The sequence below is a fragment of the Psychrobacter sp. TPE 89C genome (assembly GCF_055522395.1).
Window position 1 is genome coordinate 1 of record NZ_JBVFXW010000026.1, and the last position, 20,230, is coordinate 20,230.

At 43.1% G+C, this 20,230-nt stretch carries 23 protein-coding genes; 17 read left to right on the forward strand and 6 right to left on the reverse strand.

Annotation, left to right across the window (positions count from 1 at the left end; all coding sequences use genetic code 11):
* Positions 1-88 precede the first annotated feature (88 nt).
* The 9 genes from ACZW67_RS09005 to ACZW67_RS09045 all read left to right on the forward strand — a co-directional run bounded on the left by ACZW67_RS09005 (position 89) and on the right by ACZW67_RS09045 (position 8,939).
* Entirely contained in the window at positions 89-904 is an 816-nt protein-coding gene (locus ACZW67_RS09005; protein WP_465182982.1) for a thioesterase family protein, read from the forward strand.
* Between the two features lie 470 nt (positions 905-1,374).
* Positions 1,375-3,342: a molecular chaperone HtpG gene (gene htpG, locus ACZW67_RS09010; protein ID WP_465182983.1), complete on the forward strand. Its 1,968-nt coding sequence runs from the start codon at positions 1,375-1,377 to the stop codon at positions 3,340-3,342.
* Between the two features lie 421 nt (positions 3,343-3,763).
* Entirely contained in the window at positions 3,764-5,242 is a 1,479-nt protein-coding gene (locus ACZW67_RS09015) for a C13 family peptidase (protein WP_465182984.1), read from the forward strand.
* A 39-nt stretch (positions 5,243-5,281) separates the two neighbouring features.
* Positions 5,282-6,172: an S-formylglutathione hydrolase gene (gene fghA, locus ACZW67_RS09020; RefSeq protein WP_465182985.1), complete on the forward strand. Its 891-nt coding sequence runs from the start codon at positions 5,282-5,284 to the stop codon at positions 6,170-6,172.
* Between the two features lie 282 nt (positions 6,173-6,454).
* Positions 6,455-6,703: a TIGR03643 family protein gene (locus tag ACZW67_RS09025; RefSeq protein ID WP_227676205.1), complete on the forward strand. Its 249-nt coding sequence runs from the start codon at positions 6,455-6,457 to the stop codon at positions 6,701-6,703.
* A gap of 112 nt (positions 6,704-6,815) precedes the next feature.
* Complete coding sequence (gene rpe / locus ACZW67_RS09030; protein WP_110923266.1) at positions 6,816-7,505, forward strand: ribulose-phosphate 3-epimerase; 690 nt, start codon at positions 6,816-6,818, stop codon at positions 7,503-7,505.
* Between the two features lie 150 nt (positions 7,506-7,655).
* Positions 7,656-8,012 carry a hypothetical protein gene (locus ACZW67_RS09035; protein ID WP_465182986.1) on the forward strand — a complete coding sequence of 119 codons (357 nt, stop codon included), beginning with the start codon at positions 7,656-7,658 and terminating at the stop codon, positions 8,010-8,012.
* 119 nt (positions 8,013-8,131) lie between these two features.
* Positions 8,132-8,443 carry a hypothetical protein gene (locus ACZW67_RS09040; protein ID WP_194197684.1) on the forward strand — a complete coding sequence of 104 codons (312 nt, stop codon included), beginning with the start codon at positions 8,132-8,134 and terminating at the stop codon, positions 8,441-8,443.
* 184 nt (positions 8,444-8,627) lie between these two features.
* Positions 8,628-8,939 carry a hypothetical protein gene (locus tag ACZW67_RS09045; protein ID WP_110923263.1) on the forward strand — a complete coding sequence of 104 codons (312 nt, stop codon included), beginning with the start codon at positions 8,628-8,630 and terminating at the stop codon, positions 8,937-8,939.
* A gap of 110 nt (positions 8,940-9,049) precedes the next feature.
* Here the strand turns inward: ACZW67_RS09045 and rpmG are convergent, their stop codons facing one another.
* Positions 9,050-9,205: a 50S ribosomal protein L33 gene (gene rpmG, locus ACZW67_RS09050; protein ID WP_010201403.1), complete on the reverse strand. Its 156-nt coding sequence runs from the start codon at positions 9,203-9,205 to the stop codon at positions 9,050-9,052.
* Between the two features lie 133 nt (positions 9,206-9,338).
* Positions 9,339-9,575 carry a 50S ribosomal protein L28 gene (gene rpmB / locus ACZW67_RS09055; protein ID WP_010201401.1) on the reverse strand — a complete coding sequence of 79 codons (237 nt, stop codon included), beginning with the start codon at positions 9,573-9,575 and terminating at the stop codon, positions 9,339-9,341.
* A 455-nt stretch (positions 9,576-10,030) separates the two neighbouring features.
* Here rpmB and purU point away from each other — a divergent pair, with 455 nt between their 5' ends.
* On the forward strand, positions 10,031-10,963 hold the full coding sequence (gene purU / locus ACZW67_RS09060) for a formyltetrahydrofolate deformylase (protein ID WP_465182987.1): 933 nt from the start codon (positions 10,031-10,033) through the stop codon (positions 10,961-10,963).
* A gap of 84 nt (positions 10,964-11,047) precedes the next feature.
* On the opposite strand, the gene ACZW67_RS09065 is transcribed toward purU, so the two are convergent.
* Positions 11,048-11,839, reverse strand: a complete 792-nt coding sequence (locus ACZW67_RS09065) for a cytochrome C assembly family protein (RefSeq protein ID WP_413786940.1) — start codon at positions 11,837-11,839, stop codon at positions 11,048-11,050.
* Between the two features lie 385 nt (positions 11,840-12,224).
* Here ACZW67_RS09065 and ffh point away from each other — a divergent pair, with 385 nt between their 5' ends.
* The 7 genes from ffh to ACZW67_RS09100 all read left to right on the forward strand — a co-directional run bounded on the left by ffh (position 12,225) and on the right by ACZW67_RS09100 (position 18,542).
* Positions 12,225-13,775, forward strand: a complete 1,551-nt coding sequence (ffh, locus tag ACZW67_RS09070; RefSeq protein WP_194197687.1) for a signal recognition particle protein — start codon at positions 12,225-12,227, stop codon at positions 13,773-13,775.
* Positions 13,776-14,020: 245 nt separating this feature from the next.
* Positions 14,021-14,713, forward strand: coding sequence for a tRNA (adenosine(37)-N6)-threonylcarbamoyltransferase complex dimerization subunit type 1 TsaB (gene tsaB / locus ACZW67_RS09075; protein WP_465183012.1), 693 nt, complete (start codon positions 14,021-14,023; stop codon positions 14,711-14,713).
* 89 nt (positions 14,714-14,802) lie between these two features.
* Positions 14,803-15,645 carry an undecaprenyl-diphosphate phosphatase gene (locus ACZW67_RS09080; protein WP_465182988.1) on the forward strand — a complete coding sequence of 281 codons (843 nt, stop codon included), beginning with the start codon at positions 14,803-14,805 and terminating at the stop codon, positions 15,643-15,645.
* A 49-nt stretch (positions 15,646-15,694) separates the two neighbouring features.
* Positions 15,695-16,594, forward strand: coding sequence for a class I SAM-dependent methyltransferase (locus tag ACZW67_RS09085; protein ID WP_465182989.1), 900 nt, complete (start codon positions 15,695-15,697; stop codon positions 16,592-16,594).
* Between the two features lie 41 nt (positions 16,595-16,635).
* Positions 16,636-16,878 carry a hypothetical protein gene (locus tag ACZW67_RS09090; RefSeq protein ID WP_465182990.1) on the forward strand — a complete coding sequence of 81 codons (243 nt, stop codon included), beginning with the start codon at positions 16,636-16,638 and terminating at the stop codon, positions 16,876-16,878.
* Positions 16,879-16,972: 94 nt separating this feature from the next.
* The gene (ubiA, locus tag ACZW67_RS09095) at positions 16,973-17,890 is read left to right on the forward strand and encodes a 4-hydroxybenzoate octaprenyltransferase (RefSeq protein ID WP_465182991.1); all 918 of its coding nucleotides are present in this window, start codon (positions 16,973-16,975) and stop codon (positions 17,888-17,890) included.
* On the forward strand, positions 17,883-18,542 hold the full coding sequence (locus ACZW67_RS09100) for a DUF4112 domain-containing protein (RefSeq protein ID WP_465182992.1): 660 nt from the start codon (positions 17,883-17,885) through the stop codon (positions 18,540-18,542). Before ubiA ends, ACZW67_RS09100 begins: the two co-directional genes overlap by 8 nt.
* Before the next feature lie 92 nt (positions 18,543-18,634).
* On the opposite strand, the gene ACZW67_RS09105 is transcribed toward ACZW67_RS09100, so the two are convergent.
* The 3 genes from ACZW67_RS09105 to ACZW67_RS09115 form a co-directional block, all read right to left on the reverse strand.
* The gene (locus ACZW67_RS09105; protein ID WP_465182993.1) at positions 18,635-19,270 is read right to left on the reverse strand and encodes a hypothetical protein; all 636 of its coding nucleotides are present in this window, start codon (positions 19,268-19,270) and stop codon (positions 18,635-18,637) included.
* A gap of 63 nt (positions 19,271-19,333) precedes the next feature.
* Positions 19,334-19,771, reverse strand: coding sequence for a secondary thiamine-phosphate synthase enzyme YjbQ (locus tag ACZW67_RS09110; protein ID WP_465182994.1), 438 nt, complete (start codon positions 19,769-19,771; stop codon positions 19,334-19,336).
* A gap of 67 nt (positions 19,772-19,838) precedes the next feature.
* Positions 19,839-20,123, reverse strand: coding sequence for a hypothetical protein (locus ACZW67_RS09115; protein ID WP_465182995.1), 285 nt, complete (start codon positions 20,121-20,123; stop codon positions 19,839-19,841).
* Between the last annotated feature and the right edge of the window lie 107 nt (positions 20,124-20,230).

Genomic DNA, 20,230 nt, shown 5'->3' on the forward strand with positions numbered 1-20,230 from the left:
ATTTTTTATAAGAAAAGCTCGTAATATCCTCATGCTAAGAAAGCAAGAGCTTACTCAATAAAATAAAAAGCAAAAACATAGGACAGTTATGACCGCTTATTATAAGTTTATAAAAAGAGAACAACAGGATGATGGCGTTAGCGTTGCATATTATCAGCCAACCAAGCATGCACAAGGTGCTTGGAATGAGCATGAGCAACATATGGCACCAGCGACAGGCTTGCTTACTGCTGAACTAAAAGGCTATGCACCGCAAGCAGGTACCCGTATTGCCCGTATTAGTCTCGATATCTTGGGGTTAATACCGCTTGACGATTTTACCATTACCACGCGTTGTATTCGTCCGGGCAAGACCATTGAGCTAGTTGAGGCAGTGATGAGCAGTCGCGGTCGCGACGCTATTATTGCACGAGCGTGGCGACTCATGACGCAAGATACCAGTCCTATAGCAGGGCTTGAAGACCAAAAAGCCAAACATAAACCTGAAGATTTGCCAGTTTGGGACGATATGAAAGGCTGGCCGGGTGGTTTTATTGAAAGCGTACGCCTAGTTGCGGAACCTGACCGTCGCCCTGGTAAAGGGATGGTGTGGATTACCAATGATATGGAAATGATCGAAGGCGAACCTACCGATGACATGGTGCACTTGCTAGGCATGGTTGATACCGCTAATGGTGTCGTACCGCGACTTGGTCTTGGGTTGTCAAAGTTAGAATGGATGTTTCCAAATACTGATTTGCAAATTCATATGCACCGTATACCACAAGGTCGCTGGCTCGGTATTGAAGCCATGCAGCAATACGGCGATGATGGGATAGGGCTGACCAGTGGGGTGTTGCATGATGTACATGGACCTTTTGGTCGCAGTGAGCAAATTTTAACGATTCGTCCGATGCCGCGCTAAACATTCAATGATTTTTATTGTTTTAAAAAACAAAACAAAAACATGTATTTAATATATTTTACATAATTATAGTAATCGGTTGTAATGGTGTCTACCAAGACAATATGACTGCACTGAAGGTTACTATGAAAAAGGACAATCGTTTTTCAAAAAAATTGACTACTATTTTGGATATATTGCTAGAAGCTTATTCAGAATAAGCTGTGCAACTTAAGTTGTTTACTATTTAAAGAAAGCTTTTATGAGTACTGAGCAACAATAAGTACTATCTGAAAACACCGCTTTAGGAAACTAAGGCGGTGTTTTTTATTGAATAACCCTTTTGCGCTTGAAATTTTCTTCTATGCCCCTATTAGTATAGACAGTTTAACGATATTGCACACGGCAGGTTTTCTAGTATTAGTAGGTCAGCTCTGGCAAGTTTATCGTTATCTTATAATAGGTCTTCCATAGAATTTAAAGGAGTTTTTATGAGTGAAGCAACTCAAGCTGAAGGTCTGAATCCAGAATTAAAAAAACATACGTTTGAAGCAGAAGTGGCGCAGTTGCTACATCTAGTGACGCATTCACTGTATTCTAATGCTGATATCTTTGTCCGTGAATTAGTGTCTAATGCCTCTGATGCTTGTGACAAATTGCGTTTTGAAGGTACCAATGATGACAGCCTTTATGAAGATGATGGCGAGTTAAAAATTCGCATCGCTGTTGATGAAGATGCTAAAACCATTACCTTTACCGATAATGGTATTGGTATGAATGAAGCGGATGCTATCGAAAACTTGGGTACGATTGCCAAGTCAGGTACCAAAGCATTTTTAGATAAACTTTCTGAGTCGCAAAAGCAAGAAGGCCAATTAATTGGTCAGTTTGGGGTTGGTTTCTATTCAGGCTTTATCGTGGCAGATAGGATTAGCGTTGAATCGCGTAAAGCAGGCGAGCCTGCAGATACAGGTGTGCGCTGGGTATCAGATGGTACAGGTAGCTTCACAGTTGAGCCTATCACCAAAGCCACACGCGGTACTGCAATCACTTTGCACTTAAAAGAAGAGTACTCTGAAGGCGAAGACAGCTATTTAGATCGTGGTAAAATCAAGCACCTAGTGAATAAATATTCTGACCATATCAGCTTACCGATTCAAATGCGTAAAGAGATCTGGCAAGAAGACGTAGCCGAAGACGACAGCACTGATGATCAGGCGCCTGCTGGTGGCGAGATGGTATTGACTGACGAATGGGAAACCATTAATAAGGCCAGTGCATTATGGACACGTTCAGCATCTGAGATTGAAGATGATGAGTATGTTGATTTTTATAAAAACATCTCATATGACATGGATGCACCACTTACGTGGACACATAACCGTGTCGAAGGCCGTGTTCAGTATACGCAGCTTCTGTATATCCCTAACAAAGCACCAGCAGATTTGTACACTAGAGAGCAGCAACATGGCCTCAAGTTATACGTCAAACGTATTTTCATTATGGATGAAGCAGAGCAGCTGCTACCGATGTATCTGCGCTTTGTTAAAGGCGTTATCGATTCAGCAGACTTGCCACTAAACGTCAGCCGTGAGCTGTTACAAGAGTCTCGTGATGTGAAGTCTATCCGCGATGGTAACGCGCGCCGTATCTTGACGACATTGGCAAGTTTGGGCAATAGCGAAGACAGCGATAAGCAAGAAAAGTTTGCGCAGTTCTACGCAGAGTTTGGTGATGTTATCAAAGAAGGTCTTGGCGAAGACATGGGCAATCAAGAACGTATTGCCAAGTTGCTTCGTTATGCCACCAGCACGCAAGACGGTCTAAAGACCAGCTTTGAAGATTATAAAGCGCGCATGAAAGAGGGTCAAAAATCCATCTACTATCTAACGGCTGATAATTTGGCTGCGGCAAAAAATAGCCCGCAACTTGAGCTGTTCAAAAAGAAAGGTATCGAAGTTATTTTGATGACCAGTCGTGTCGATGAGTGGGCGATGAATTTCTTGACTTCATTCGATGAGACACCGCTGCAAAACATCGCGAAAGGCGCAGTAGATTTAGGCGACTTGCAAGATGAAGCAGAAAAAGCAGAAGCGTCAAAAGCAGAAGAAACCTTAAAGCCAGTAGTCGATAAGCTCAAAGCGGCTCTAAGCGAACGTGCTAAAGACGTTAAAGTGTCTACTCGTTTGGTTGATAGCCCAGCTTGCTTAGTTGTGGGTGAAGGTGAGCTGTCACCGCAGATGATTCAGATGCTTAAGCAGATGGGGCAGGACGTACCAGAAAGCAAACCAACGCTTGAAGTAAACCCTGATCATCCATTGATTAAGAAGCTTGAGAGCAGCGAACAATTTGATGATTTGGCGCAAGTGATTTTTGATCAAGCGTTATTAGCAGATGGCGGTCAATTAGACGATCCAGCCGCTTATCTAAAACGTGTTAATGAGTTATTGATGAGATAATGACTGATATTTAATAAAAAAAGAGGTCTTGTACGCAAGGCCTCTTTTTTGTTGGTTTTTCAGCTCAAATATGAGCAAATTTTACAAATCAGCCTTATCCTCTTGACCGACAATCCGTTACAATCGCGATAGATTAGCGAGCTAAACTATTAGGCAGTATTTGATGCCTCTTATAATCATTTCATAGTGAATTAAATATAAAATTGATATTTATATGCCACGCAAAAATGTAAATTACAGGCATTAAATGGCTAACATATTAAAATATAGTCAAAGTATTGGTAGATTGATAGGGTGCTAATCTTGTGTGTGGTACAGCTGTACTATTTACACTCGGTTGCCTTGTATTAACTCTAAATTACCCCGACTATACTTATCATTGACTCACTTTATTTTCTCGGCTGGCTAGAGGTCTAAGTCTTTGTCACTTGCGTCGTTAAAAACCGTATCTCTTCAGCGCTTTTCGCTCAACTTCGCTGCCAATATTATTGCAACCTTATGGATGCTGGTAGGGTCGACGCGTGCGTTTTCTTGGGTCAAACCCACTTTTATACAGTTTGCCGTGTTTGCGCTATTAGCACTCGGTAGCAATGTATTGTTTTCTTGGTTGGCTGCCGAAAGTGGCAGTATCTTTAATGAGCAAGGGTTGGTCAGTTATCTAATTTGGCCGATGATTATCCTATTGAGCGGCATTATTCTGGCACGGCGTGCTGGTAATCAAGCGCTGGTTTTTGTGCCCGTGGTCTTGTGGTTGGTTGCTGATACATTGTCAGCGCTATTACAGAGCTTGGTGCAATACTTGAGTAGCTATGGTTGGTTGCCCAATTGGAGTTATTCATTTTTACCCGTCTTATTTTTAGTGCTGTTTTTGTGGCAGACGTTAGCGTTGATGTGGATTTTCTTCCATCGCTTGCGTATACCGTGGTGGGAGCGGGTGATCGTACTGGTAGGTGCTGTGGCACTTCTCACGATTTGGCAGCGTAATGTCGCTGACCAACCGATATTTAAGCAGATTCCTGTAGAGCCTGTTTTAGAAGAAGCGGCATTATATGAGCAGCCACGTTTATTACAGCAAGCATTAAACAGCATTGATCCAAGTACGCCAGGTAAGACCGACTGGTATTTTATGGGCGTTGCAGGCTTCTCTAATCAAAACGTTTTCCGTTCTGAAATTAATAAGGTGCGTGAGCTGTTTGATGTGCGTTTTGGCACCAGCGGGCACTCACTTTCATTGATTAACAACACCTATAGCTGGATGGATGAGCCAATCGCTACCAAGACCAGTATCTTGCGTGGTCTAAAAAGAATCGGTCAGCAGATGAATGCCGACGAAGATGTGTTATTCCTCACGCTATCTTCACATGGCAACGAGGACATTATACAACTGGCCAACCCACCGATTGAGATGGATAATTTAGATGCCGCTTGGCTACGTGAGGCGCTAGATGCGTCAGGTATCCGCTGGCGTGTAATTGTAGTATCTGCTTGTTATTCAGGATCATTTATCGATGACTTAGCATCTCCAACCACGGTGGTGATTACTGCCTCTGCTGCTGATAAAGCCTCATTTGGCTGTACCAATACAGCAGAGATGACTTACTTTGGGCAAGCATTTTTTGCTGAGAGTCTGCGAAGTAACACCAGTTTTGAGGCAGCATTTAAAGACGCGAGATTGCGTGTTAGTGAACGCGAGAACTTAATGGGCTTTGAGCCATCAGAGCCGCAGATGGTCATTGGTAGTCTCATGGAAACAGCATTGCCTGCGTTCGAACAAGTGTTATTTGATAACACTCGACCATCTGTCGCTAGTATTACTAACGAGTCCGATACGGCTATTAATATCGTTAATAACAATGATGGTAATCAGCCAGTCGTTGAGACCGCCAGTACTACAAACTAAATATTGTGTATTTTGCTTTGAACAAAAGGAACATCACTCATGAATCATTCTTATAATCACAGTTTATCCGCCAACTCACCGCTGACAAAGAAAAGTGTGAATCGCTGTTTTGATGGCGAGCAACACTATTATAGTCATCAATCAACGTCTACCAAAACGCCAATGACGTTCAGCATTTATCTGCCTGACGAAGCGCTTGCTGGCCGACTTTGCCCAGCGATTCTTTACTTGTCAGGCCTCACTTGTAATGCTGATAATGTCACGCACAAAGCGCATTTCCAGCAAAAATGTAGTGAGCTTGGCATGATATTGATTGCGCCCGATACTTCTCCTCGCAGTAGTGAAGGCCATGATGTGCCCAATGATGAGCGCTACTTTGTGGGTCAAGGGGCTAGCTATTATGTTGATGCTACCCAAGCACCTTGGGCAGACAACTTCAATATGCAAAGCTACATTGTCGATGAGCTATATGATTTGCTGCGCTCAGAGTTCCCAATCCATAGCATTGGTATCACAGGGCACTCAATGGGTGGTCACGGTGCGCTGCTTTTAGGATTTAAATTCCCAAGTAAGTTTGTCAGTGTTTCTGCACTGTCGCCAGTATGCGCTGCCAGTGGTTCAGCATGGGGTGAGGCTGCTTACACTGAGTATTTTGGTAAGGATGAGTCATTATGGTCGCAAGCAGATGCCTCAAAAATGATCGAAAAAGTCGGTCAGCAGTACTCGAGTATTTTGGTTGATCAAGGCGCTGCGGATAATTTCTTAGCAGAAGGTCAGTTACAAACGTCTAAGTTACAACAGGCTTGTGAAAAAGCCAAACAGCCCTTAACATTGCGTTATCAGGCAGGTCACGACCACAGTTATTATTTTATTCAAAGCGTTATCAACGACCATATCGAACATCATTGGCGCATGGCACAACTTAGCTAGGCATTGAAGCGAAATCTTTTCACTAAGCCGCCGCTCAACACGCGCTAATGTTTAAAAGGTAAAATTATGGCAAGTTATCAAGATTTAACAGCATCTAATTCCGATGCTCATTCAATACGTAACACCCACTCAGAGTCTAAAAGTGCGCCGTCAGCACTTGAGACTATGCAAGCTGAAATGGATGCTGCTCTAAAAAATAAGCAGCATAACAACAGTGAACAAGTCTCTAAAGCTAACTCGGATGAGTTTATTGCAAAAAATATCAATGACGCTGGCGATCGAGTGCTTGATGAGACCCAAGTCTCGCGAGTGATAGAGATGGCATGGGAAGACAGGACACCGTTTGGCGCTATCGAGCACAGCTATGGTCTCAATGAAGCAGGAGTTATCAAACTCATGCGCCAAGAGCTCAAGCCGTCGTCTTTTCGGTTATGGCGTCAGCGAGTGAGCAACCGCGCTACCAAACATCAAGCGAAACGAGATTTTGGCGTCGGGCGTGCTTATTGTAAAACTCAGTACAAGCAGCGCTAGTCATCTGCACTCAATATCAGTCGCTTGATGCCTGCTATAATAGACACACCAGTTGCAAGTTTCTTTCTATTTTATTAATACTTTATTTATACATCAATTAGGTAGCTCAATTATGATTAGTCCTTCTAAACCATATCTTATTGCACCATCGATACTCTCAGCTGATTTTGCACGTTTAGGCGAAGAAGTCGAAAAGGTATTAGAGTCGGGTGCCGATGTGATTCATTTTGATGTGATGGACAATCATTACGTACCCAATTTAACGTTTGGAAGTATGATTTGTAAGGCGCTGCGCGACTATGGCATTGATGCACCTATCGATGTACATCTGATGGTGTCACCTGTCGATAGTATGATTGAGCAGTTCTTGGAAGCGGGTGCGAGCATTATTACTTTTCATCCAGAAGCCAGTGGACACATTGACCGTTCGTTACAGCTCATTAAAGATGGTGGTGCCGAATGTGGTCTGGTATTGAACCCAGCAACGCCATTACATTATTTAGATTATGTCATGGATAAAGTGGATCAAATTCTACTGATGAGTGTCAACCCTGGCTACGGTGGCCAGTCGTTTATTGAGGGCACTCTGGACAAGGTGCGCCAAGTTCGTCAGCGTATTATTACCAGTGGCCGAGACATTAGATTAGAAGTCGATGGCGGTGTCAAAGCCAGTAATATTCGTGCGATAGCTGAGGCAGGCGCTGATATGTTCGTCGCAGGTTCTGCGATATTTAACCAAGAAGACTATAAGGCTGCTATCGACGCTATGCGTGTAGAGCTTGCATTGGCTAATAACTGTTAATAATTGCCAATAGCTGTCAATAACTGCCAGTCACTGCCGTATAGTGTGATAGCGAAAATGCCCCAATGCTATTGGAGCAACAAAGTCTAAAAATATGCTGTATAACTTATAACGATGCCTAACAGCAAGTTACGTAAAGGTAGGTGAAATATGGACACAAAAAATTCAATAAACTCGTCAGTGTCGCCGGAACCAGCAGCAAGCACAGCGCAGCAACGTAGCTTAGTTCCGAAAGGTATCACTATTGGCCTAGCGGTGTTTGCGCTCGTTCTCAGTCTAGCAGGTTATGGCTTTCGTCTAATGGTCGGCGATGATGTCGGAGAAGTATTGCGCCATGCAGCCGTAATTGTGCCCTCATTTGTACTGGGTATTCCCCTGTTGTTCTGGGTAGGATCACGTATTTTCAACAAGGTCAAAGGTATGCATATCGAGAGCTGGAATGCTATTAGCTTGGGCTATTTGACGTCTTGTATTTCGATGCTATGGTTGATGGGTACTTATAGTTAAAGGCTTTAGCAGCAAAGACGATGCTACTTAATAAGGTAGCGTTGTCATATTTTATAAGCTGTTTTCTATACACTTTTTAATCATGAAGTCATGCCATATAAGTATGACTGGGATTTTACATGCGAATTATGCCAGCCAGTATTGCCAACATTATTTACCCAAAAGATTTACCAAACGGTTTGTTTACGAGCTTAATTATAGCGTGTTTGCTATTGGGCTTGGCTTCGTTACGTAATGGTACGGATTTACAAGGTTGGCTAAATGTCATCGAAAATTGGCTGCTTATGCTGTTGATACTGCCTACCGCGACTGCCACCGTTGCACTACCGTTCAAATATCGTGATCGCACGCTTGAGCTAAAGCTTGTTTACTACCTTGGCATGTTTGTGGCATTCTTATTTACGCTAGGAAAGCTGCGTTACTGGCATTGATTTTATAAGAAATATCTTATTTAAGTGCTCATCTATGTAGAGGACTTATGTGACAGCCCTTGAATTCTAAGGTGAAAGCGTCCATTGTATGAGTAAGACAGTTTTACCCGTATTACTGTAAAACAATAATGTGGCTATATGCGATTTTTTGCCAGTATTGGACGGGATAATAAGGAGCAAATTCATGCCATACGATATCGATAACGATATAGAAGTAGATAACGAGAGTACCGATCAATTTGCAGGATTTGCCAAAGAGACAACACTTGAGCTAGTAGAAGCGGATGATGGTAGGTTGCTATTGCGTGATGCCGAACAAGATGAAGCACCACTGATGACCATTGATTTTTCTGAAAAACTCAAAGAGCTGCTTGGTAGTGATACTCAAGCGATTGGTCAGCACATGATTCATGCAGCGATTCAGGTCATTATGCAAAAGCAGATGAGCCAATGGCATGCACATGTCTATGACAAAGAGCCAACGCACTACAGCTGATAAGTGATTTGATTAGTCGCTAGCGATGGATAATTAATCAAAACGAAAAAAAGGGTTTATCAATTGATAAACCCTTTTTTTTCAGATAAAACCATTGATAAAAATGGTAATTATTTGATTTTAGCTTCTTTAAAGATCACATGCTGGCGTACTTTTGGATCAAACTTTTTGATTTCCATTTTGCCAGGCATAGTGCGCTTGTTTTTAGTAGTGGTGTAGTAATACCCAGTACCAGCTGTTGATACTAACTTAATTTTATCTCTCATGATAGCTTTCCTGTAAATGAGGGGTCTTCAAACGATAGGTACGGATCTAAAATATTAAGTAGCTACATAAGATGTAGCAGAAAAGCAGCTCAATTGCTGAAAATTATCAACATATCGAGCTGCAAGTCTTAACTTAAACTTTTTGACCTTGTGCGCGCATATCTGCTAACACTTTATCGATACCAAGTTTGTCAATAGTGCGCATACCTTTGGTAGACACACGTAGACGTACAAAACGATTTTCAGACTCTACCCAAAAACGATGGTTATGAAGGTTTGGTAGAAAGCGACGACGGGTTTTGTTGTTTGCGTGCGAAACATTATTACCCACCATAGGGCGCTTTCCAGTCACTTGGCAAACTCGAGACATGGCGAACTCCTAATCTATGAGGTATGAGTTTTTCTCATACCAGTCTGGGCAAGTTGCACGTTTTTGCGGCATGGACACAGCAAGCGGCAGCTTTGCACCAAACAAAACTATATGAATGTTGAGTTGATATTACTGTTATCTAAAGGCAAATAACAAGCATACCAATTCAGAAAATTTTAAAGCCGACATTTATACCATAAAAGAGATGAATACTCAAATATTTTTATGATTATTGTTGGTTTAAAGGGTGGTCATTATACCCTGAAATGAATGGGCTATGTTGTTGATTGTTTAATAGTAAAGATTAATTTTCACTTGAGGTTATTTTGTATCAGTTATTATAAAAAATCATCAACTCAGTCAGCAAAGACTCGCAAAAAAGACTAAAATAGCCAGTTTCCTGTGCTACTAGCATTTGAACCTAGTAGCGAGTTTTATTTTTAATTGGGTTTACTATGTCAGATAATACAAAAACGGTTTCATCATCGAATATACAGTCGAGTACCACTTCTATAAATACAGCCGCTCCGGTTGCTATCGATACCGCGACATTGCTGATTAAATGCAAAGATCAAGCAGGCATCGTACAAGCCGTATCTGAGTTTATACATCGCTATGGCGCCAATATCATTACTCTCGATCAGTATTCAACTGCCCATGAAGGCGGTCAGTATTTTATGCGTTTAGAGTTTGCCTTAGCAGGACTGAGCGATATTATTGATAATTTTGAAGCCAGTTTTGGTCATACGGTCGCCAAACGCCACAATATGGAATGGCGACTACACAATAATGCAATTAAAACCAAGGTCGGTATTTTGGTATCGAAGTTTGATCACGCGTTATTAGATTTGTTATGGCGTCATCAGCGCGGTCTGCTTGATTGCGAGATTACCTCTGTCGTCAGCAACCATCCTGACTTACGTCAATCGGTAGAAAACTTTGGTATCACCTTCCATCACGTACCAGTGACTAAGAATAATAAAGCTGAAGCAGAAGAGCAGATTCATGAATTGATGGCAGGCAATGACTTGCTCGTATTGGCGCGTTATATGCAGATATTATCGTCTGACTTTGTGAAGCGTTGGCCGATGCAAGTTATCAACATTCACCATTCATTCCTACCGGCCTTTGTAGGGGCAGATCCTTATCGTCAAGCCTATGATAAAGGCGTGAAGCTAATCGGTGCAACGGCGCATTATGTCACTGCTGAACTGGATCAAGGGCCTATCATAGAGCAAGATGTGCATCGTGTGACGCATCGTCAAGGTGTGACGGAGCTACGTGCTATTGGCCGTGATATCGAGCGTAATGTACTGGCGCGCGCTGTGAACTGGCATGTGCAGAACCGTGTGATTGTGGCAGGTAACAAGACCGTGGTTTTTAACTAAGACAAAGCGAGTAGAGAATTCATCTAATACGATAGCGGTCGGTAGGAATAAATATTACTGCCGACCGCAATATTTTTGCTGGTTTTATAGCAGCATCTCTAAAACAAACTTGCTACCGACAAAACCAATGGCCAGTAAGATAAAGGCGTAAATAGTAATATTAGCGGCACGTTTGCCACGCCACCCTGCGCGCCAACTACCAAATAGTAGCGTGCCAAATAGCAACCATGAGAGCAGGCTAAAGACGGTCTTATGGACAATGTGCTGCGCCATCAAGTCTTGTACATAGACAAATCCAATGCCGAGCGCAATACTGAGCAAGACAAAGCCCACCAAAAGCATATCGAACAATAAGCTTTCCATACTTTGTAGTGAAGGGAGTTTATTGACCCAAAACCGATGAATCGTATGATGCTTAAGTTCGCGGATTTGTAGGCGTAAAAATAGCGCTTGCACCGCTGCCATCAGCAGCACACAATAGGCGGCGAGAGAGAGCAGTATATGAGCCTCAAGCCCGATGCTGATATCAGTGATGGGCTGATAAGGGGCACGACCAACATAACCAATGGTCATGCCCATAAGTGCCGTTGGCGCTGCTAAAATGCCAAGGCTAATAATGGGGCGATAGAGACTAAATAGCATGTAGAAAAACAAGAAAAACAAACTAATCAGGCTAATGGTATTAAACAGATTAAAATTTAGACCATAAAGAGTTACGACATAGGGATAGAGCAGCACTGCGTGCGCGACCATGCCAGCCGTCAATAGACCCAAGCTGATGTCTTTCCGAATAGGTGTGCTTCGAATCAGCGCCCAACCGATGTAAATGCTGACTAAGATATAAGCTAGGCTAGCAAGTAAGAATGCAAGGTGCACAGACATAAAGCCTCGTCTCATACTGAGTGAAAATAGCCGCTCAGGTGAATGCTAAAGTGGTATTATTGGAATGATTAGAATAATTATCCAATTTATCATAAAATGGCAGCCAATTGAGTACCATCTTGCGTATTCCTTATAAATGTTTAGCCAGAGTAAGTTAAATAGAACGGATAGCCCTAAATGATATATTTAGGAGCGAACGATTTTGCAAAAACCCTATAAGTTTTGACCCTGCTTGATGCTATAGTATTGATAATACGATTTTTTATAGGGCATTTGTAGAGAATGTGAGCCAATAGCTAATACCTCATAATGCACCCTAATATTATTTATAAGCCATTCAAATGGTTTAACCGAGAATTATTTTAACTGAGAGTTATTTATGTTTGATACCTTAACAGAACGCTTATCGTCGAGCCTGCGTAATATCGTGGGTACTGGACAGCTGACCGAAGACAACATCAAAGACACTATGCGTGAAGTGCGCATGGCGCTACTGGAAGCTGATGTGGCGCTACCTGTCACTCGCGACTTTGTTAAGCGTGTTAAAGAGCAAGCACTTGGTGCTGAAGTGCTGAAAGAGCTAGCGCCAGGACAAGCCTTTGTCAAAATCGTCCATGACGAGCTGACTGAGATGATGGGCAGTGCCAACCAACAGTTAGAGATGACTGGTAAGCCACCTGTCGTTTATTTGCTAGCAGGTTTGCAAGGTGCGGGTAAAACCACTACCGCTGGTAAATTGGCCAAGTTTTTACAAGAGCGTCATAAGAAAAAAGTCATGTTGGTTTCAGCTGACGTCTATCGCCCAGCCGCCATCAAGCAGCTTGAGCAAGTAGCAGGTCAGGTAAATGCTAAGTTTGTGAATTCAAGCGCTGATGAAAATCCAATCGATATCGCGCTACGTGCCATCGAAGAAGCAAAAATCCAATATCAAGATATTTTGATTATCGATACGGCTGGTCGTCTACATATTGATGACACAATGATGGATGAGATTAAGGCGCTAACCGCTGCTGTCAATCCGTCTGAGACACTGTTTGTCGTTGATGCGATGACAGGTCAAGATGCTGCCAATACCGCCAAAGCCTTTAATGATGCGTTGCCGTTGACAGGTGTTATTCTGACCAAAACGGATGGTGATGCACGCGGTGGTGCGGCACTTTCTGTACGTGCGATCACAGGTAAGCCGATTAAGTTTTTAGGTCGCGGTGAGAAACTAGATGAGTTAGAGCTGTTCCATCCTGAACGTATTGCTCAGCGTATTCTTGGTATGGGTGATGTACTGAGCTTGGTGGAAGAAGTCGAGCAAAAAATCGACCGTGATAAAGCCGAAAAAATGGCGAAAAAGATGCAAAAGGGCGGCGAGTTCGACCTTGAGGATCTCTTGACGCAGTTCCAGCAAATGAAAAGTATGGGCGGCATGGCAGGATTTTTAGACAAGATGCCAGGCATGGGCGGCTCTGATATGCAAAAAGCAGTCGAAGACGCCAAGCCAGAAGAAAAAGTGCGTGAAATGGAAGCGTTAATCAATTCTATGACACCATTTGAGCGTAAAAACCCTGATAAGATTAACCCAAGTCGTAAGCGTCGTATTGCTGCGGGCTCTGGTCGCGAGATTCAAGATGTCAATCGTTTGCTCAAGCAACATAAGCAAATGGCAAAAATGATGAAAATGATTTCCAAGCCTGAAGGTATCAGTAAAATGATGAAGTCTATGCAAGGACTGATGGGCGGCGGCGGAGCAGGTGGCGGCGGTGGTGGTCCATTATTCGGCGGCGGTGGCCAACAAGGCGGCGCAAAGGATGTAAATCCAGAGCAAATGGCAAAACAGATGGGTCTTGATCCAAATAACATGCCGAGCACCGAAGAGATGCAAAAGCAGATGCAGGAAATGCAGAATCAAGCGCCAAAAAAGTTTAAAACGCGCTTTTAAACCATAACTGACTGTACTGTCTATGACTTTCTGATGGAAACCTCAAAACTGATATGGTTTTGAGGTTTTTTCTTTTCCTTTAATTCAATTCAGCGCTCATGGATAAAGTATGGAAAACGCAGAAAGTGATAAAATTCGTCAGCCCTAAATGCTATGATAGGCGCTATTTTATGAAGCAAGCACGCTTTTATAATATTCAGTTATCAAGTTACTTTAAAATGCCCAGACTATAAGCCGAGGTTATGATGTTTTTAGCAATGGATACCGTGTTTGATCAGTGCTCAATCGCAATTTTGGATTCGAATGGTCAGGTGCTATCGAGTCATACCGAGACTGGTAAACGTCAGCAGACTCAGCAGATTTTACCAATGATTGATGCGGCCTTATCCGAAGCGCAGTTAAAGCTTGCTGATATACAGGCATTAATATTCAATCGAGGTCCTGGTGCATTTAGTGGGATTAGAATCAATACGGCAGTGGTGCAAGCGCTATCTGTGGCACATGACATCCCATGTGTGGGCATTTCAAGTTTGCAAGCAATTGCGCAGAGTGCGTATCAGCAGTATGGTCTGACGCAAGTATATAGCGCGCTTGATGCCCGTATGCAGCAAGTGTATTTTGGACAGTATGCAGTAATCGATAGTGAAGCAGCCATTATGCAGCCAGTGCTGATTGCTGATAGTGATAGCACTGAGCAGCTGTTAGATTATGACAGTCAGACTATGCTCGATATAGCCATCGTCGGTAATGGCTCAGGTCTATTAACATTGCACGATAATCAGATTTTTCATGAAGACGTGTCGCCGGATGCGGTAGTTATCGGTCAGCTCGGTATCGCCCAGTTTATGGCGGTAGGTGGGACCGAAGCATCACAAGCGTTACCAAAATACTTACGTAATCAAGCTTGGAAAACCCTTAAAGAGCAAGGTAAAGCGTAGTCAATCCCCGTCATTTTTAGCGCTATGTAAAATATAACAACACACTAAAAACTGTACTAACCAATAGGTCTGTATCTAGGAAAGCCACCGTGGATATCATTTTATTAATTCAAGCTGTCATCATGGGTATCGTTGAAGGTATCACTGAATTTTTACCCATCTCTAGCACTGGCTACCTAATTTTATCAGCAGATGTAATGGGATTTTGGACCAAAGAAAAGGTCGATTTGTTTGTCGTCGTCGTCCAACTGGGTGCTATCTTGGCCGTTATCTATGATTATTGGGGCAGACTATGGCAAGCGTTCATGGGCTTGCTAACGGGTAAAGCAGAAGGCATGGCCAATCCAAGACAGCTGGGACTTAGCCTGATTGTCGCCACCATTCCTGTGATGATCGTTGGCTTTACCTTTGCCGATGAGATTAAAGCTTATTTATTCAATCCTATCGTCGTTGCGATTATGCTCATTATCGGCGGTCTGCTGATATTTTATGTAGAAAAATGCCCTAAGACGGTCATTGCAGAAGAGGCAGAAGATGTCAGCATGAAAACTGCGCTTATGATTGGTCTGCTGCAATGTCTAGCTCTCATACCAGGTACATCACGCTCGGGTGCGACTATTATTGGTGCATTGTGGCTTGGTGTTTCGCGCAAAGCGTCAGCAGAGTTTTCATTCTTTTTAGGTATTCCAGTTATCGTAGGCGCGGCATTATTAGATCTAATCAAACATGGTGACGTATTGACCAACAGTGAAGACTGGCTAGTATTGGGTATCGGCACAGTCGTGTCATTTATCGTCGCTTTACTCTGTATTCGCTTGCTAGTAGCATGGGTGAGCCGCCGTGACTTTACGATCTTTGCTTGGTTACGCATTATCACTGGTATCATCGTATTGGTCGCCGCTTGGGGCTTTGGTTATCAAATGGCAGGTTAAGCTATCATGATGATTGATGGCCTTATGAGTAGTAAAAAAGAGGGTAGTCATGAGTAGTTTGCCACACGCTTCTAAACAGGCTAATGCCTTTATGCAATGCCAGTTACTCTATGTTAATGAGTCGCAGCAAGACCAAGTGGATAGCTTGCAAGTATTGATAGAGCAGCATCGATTACCCATCGAATTAAATGCTGAGCTGTCTGTCGATAAGTTAACGCAAAAGCGTCGTCAGCAATTAAGCCAAACAGCCATTCAGCCTATCTTACTATTGGATGATAAAAACAAACTATCATGGCTAAGTGATGGACTCAGTGTCGCACCAGAGTGGGACAAACTGCAACGTCGTGTGGTGAGTGCAGGACGAAAGTCTGAATTGTTATTACAAGCTGCCAAGCTCACATCGGATAGCTGCATCATTGATGCGACGGCGGGTTTTGGGCATGATAGCTTGATATTGGGTAGTACGGGCGCCCAAATCTTCATGCTTGAGCAGCAGCCTTTGATGGCATTGCTCTTACTTGTAGAGCAACAGCGAATGAGTACGTTGCCGAATTGGCAAAAGCTGATGTCACGTTTACATATCATAAATACGGATGCGCTTAGTTATTTTGAAGGATTAGACGTTGAGTCAGATGCTAGCGAGAGTAACGTCATCGATGTCGTCTATCTGGACCCTATGTTTCCAGAGGATAGCTACCAAGATAACAAGACAGGCAAGGGTGCTAAAGTTGGTAAGCACATGCAAGCATTGCATCAGTTGGCAAGACCCCCAACATCAGACGAAGAATGCCAGCTGCTAGCATCTGCAAAAGCTGTTGTCAGTAAGCGTGCACAGCACTCTGGGCGCGTTATCGTAAAACGTCCTCAGCATGCGCCATTGTTAGCAAGCCAACAACCCAATGAAAGCTGGCATAATGAAGCAGTTCGTTTTGATGGTTATTTTGTTTGATAGCGATTGTTTATCAGAACTAATGGATTTAGGAGCAAGGAATGTCAACGCTAATTATTTGGGCCATGGGTGCGGTGCTATTATTGATCAATATCATTTTGCGTACCCGAATCCTTCGGCTTGAAGCGCGTCTAAAAGAGCTGAGCAATCCACAAGAGCAATTGGCTTTTTTGCGTCAGCAAGCATCGAAGAAAGATAAGATTCCGGCAATTAAAGCGTTACGCAAACAGTATCCTGAGCTATCACTGGCTGATGCCAATCGCTTATGGAAAAAAGTTCAGTAGCCAGCAGTCAGTTCATTAAGCAGTCATTCTAGGCGCTTTTAACAAAGTCTATAAACACGCACACAACATATTATATTGATGATAATAGAAAGCCATGACATTTAAAGACAAATTACAGGCCTACATCCAACTAACCCGTTTTGATAAGCCAGTGGGCATTGAGTTGCTACTATGGCCAACATTATGGGGCGTGCTGCTGGCTGCGATGGGTCAAGCGCAGCAGCAAGGAGCAACGGCAGCGCTGCCAAATCTCAAAATATTTATAATATTTGCGCTAGGTGCGATTTTTATGCGGGCGGCTGGTTGTGCGATTAATGACTTTGCTGATCGAAAAGTAGATGGCCATGTGACCCGTACCAAAGGACGCCCATTAGCTGATAGGCGTTTATCAGGTAAAGAAGCCGTCGCTGCGTTTTTGGTATTGGTGTTATTAAGTGCCAGTCTGTTGTTTTTCTTACCTATTGCCGTGTTTTATTGGTCGCTTGGTGCCGTTATATTGGCATTTATTTATCCGTTTATGAAACGCTATACACATCTGCCGCAAGTGTTTTTAGCCGCAGCTTTTGGATGGGCGATACCGATGGCTTATGTAGCCGTACAAGGTGCTCCTGATATCTGGTGTTGGTTATTGTTTTTAGCCTATATGTGCTGGACGGTGGCTTATGATACGCAGTATGCCATGGCTGACCGTGAGGACGATTTGAAAATTGGGGTAAAATCAACGGCGATATTATTTGGTCGCTATGATGTGATTATTATTTCGCTACTCCAAACGTTGTTTTTGCTCATTATGGGCGTGGTCATGTGGCATTATTTTGCGCCGACTACGTTGGGTGTTACGCCAGTATTTGGTTTGGCGCTGGTAGCCATGATGTTTGCTAAGCAAAATGGTGCTTGTGCTAGCTATAATGCATTGGCTTGCTTTCAGGCATTTTTGGCTAACATTTGGGTAGGACGTTACGTCTTTGCTCTCATTGCCATCGCTTGTATATGGACAACGTTCAATGGATAAATTGTCGAAATTAAAAGTGAAAGGAAGTTCTGCCGCTAATACGCCTATTATCGATTATCAGGCAAGACTGGCTGAGCATGGTCTAACACGTGAGCAAGTCATTGCGACCGAGCGTAAATTGGCAAAGTTTGCCAATACCATGGATTCGTTAGTACGGATACCGTTCACCAAACAAGGTATGGGTGCGGATGCGGCGCTTTCAACCATTCCATTGGCGGGCGATTTGGCAGGACTGGCACTGACGAGCTATGCATTTATATTGGGTCGTCAATTGGGTGTGCCAGCACATAAGATGACGCCAGCAGTTAGGCTAGCACTCATTGATATGGTAGTAGGTATCGTGCCTGGTATTGGGACATTGCTCGATATATTTATTCGTCCGAGTCGTAAGACATTGGGTATCGTGCACGAGCATCTACATAATGAATATGGCATTACCGAAACGATGCATATGGATCGGCCATTTTTACATCAATCCCTAGAAGATAAGCAACAGAACAGTCAATTTTGGCGTAATCCAATCGTTGCTTGGCTGTACCTACATATCCCTGATATTTTAGGATTAATCGTCATTGTGGTGATTGGTTGGGGATTATGGGCAGTGATAAGTTGGTTGGTCAGCCTATTCGGGCAAACTACTGGGTTTGGCTAAAATAAAAGAATAAGGCGGCATACGTTACTATTTAATCGTAACGTATGCCGCCTTTTTTATGGCAAATTTTTATAAATGTTAAGGCTCAGATATTACTCAGTGATGACTTCTGCTTCCGCACTGACCGCATCAAAGCTAGTGATTTTGTTATTTTGGACAAGGTCGATAGTACCGCCACCAGCATGACTGACCAGCTCGATACTGCCATCTTTTGAGCGATAGGTAGGGTTATTACCTTGGCCTTCTGGTGCACTTAGCGTCAGCTTTGGTTTATTGGGCAAAGTGAGGATAGCATTAAGCATGCCTGCTGCCGAGGTTTGAAAGACAACGGATAGGGTTTCACCTGCTGCATTTTTATAACGGACATCTGTGATTTGTGCACCTTTAATGGCTTGCTCAGGATTGGGTGCTACAGCAGCACTGTTTGCTGCTGTATTAGTCGTATTAAGATCACCCTCTAACTCACTCAAGTTAATATCACTCTCTGAATCTGTTGGTTGCGCTGTGTTACTGTCGGTATTGCTGTCTAAGCTTTCATCAGCATCAATACCGTTGATATTAGTCGTGACGGGCGTTGTTTGTACCGCTATTTCCGTCTGCACTTCATTAGCTGATTTAGGTTCCGGATCTTTTTGGCAACCAGTCAGTAGCAATGCACTAAAGAAAACAGCAGGGATTACTTTATAGTAAGACTTGGATTTTAGTAGGTTTAAAGTAAGGTTGTTCATAATAGGGTAGTTATCCAATAAGCGTGCTTTAAGCACAGTAAGATGCAAGAGTCAGTGGTGCTGTCAAATATTAACCGTAATAACCAGCTTTCGCTGCTCGCCATATTTTTCGAGATGGTCTCTATGCTCACACAAGTAAATACCTTGCCACGACCCCAATCCTAGCGTTCCATTAATAAGTGGAATGGTCAAACTTACGCCAAACAGCATACTTTTAAAATGGGCTGGCAAGTCATCTGAACCTTCTAGGGTGTGGCGATACTCTGGTTGATCAGCGGGTGCGATTTTATTGAGCCAGTCTTCGGTATCTAGTCTGACATCGGGATCAGCATTTTCGTTAATGGCTAGGCTAGCAGAGGTATGCTGCAAAAACAGATGTACCAATCCTGCATTGTCAGAGTGAGGTATCAGCTGGTCAATCGCGTCTTCGACTATCGGAGTAATGATATGAAGACCGCGTGCATAAGCAGGTAACGTAAGGGTGGTTTGGTGATAAGACATACGAGACTCACTTTATCTTTAGGCTATCGGCTGCCATGCCACTTTCTTTATAGACATCATCCAGATATCAGCGGCTAGCTAGTAACTTATCAACGACCCCATTTTGGCTTTGAGTATTCAGCTTTTGTGAAAAGTCTAAAATTGAATTTAACTGACTTAACACGACGTCATAGCTGGTGTTTTGTTGATTCCTATCAATGATGACTGTTTTTGCATAGTGCTGATCAAGGCTCAAATAGTCAGTAATTAATTCTGGCACACGTGTCGCGATGAGCTTATTAAGGGTGAATAATTGCGATTCAGTGATTTCATCATGATGAGTCGACTCATATTGCTGCCCAATATCATCCATCGTGGCTCGAAAGACCTTAGGAAATTGCTCATCAAGGGGTATCTGAATCTGATTCTGGAAAATCGCTTTTCGGTTCGGTTAAATCTAGAATGGAAGGCAATGATTAA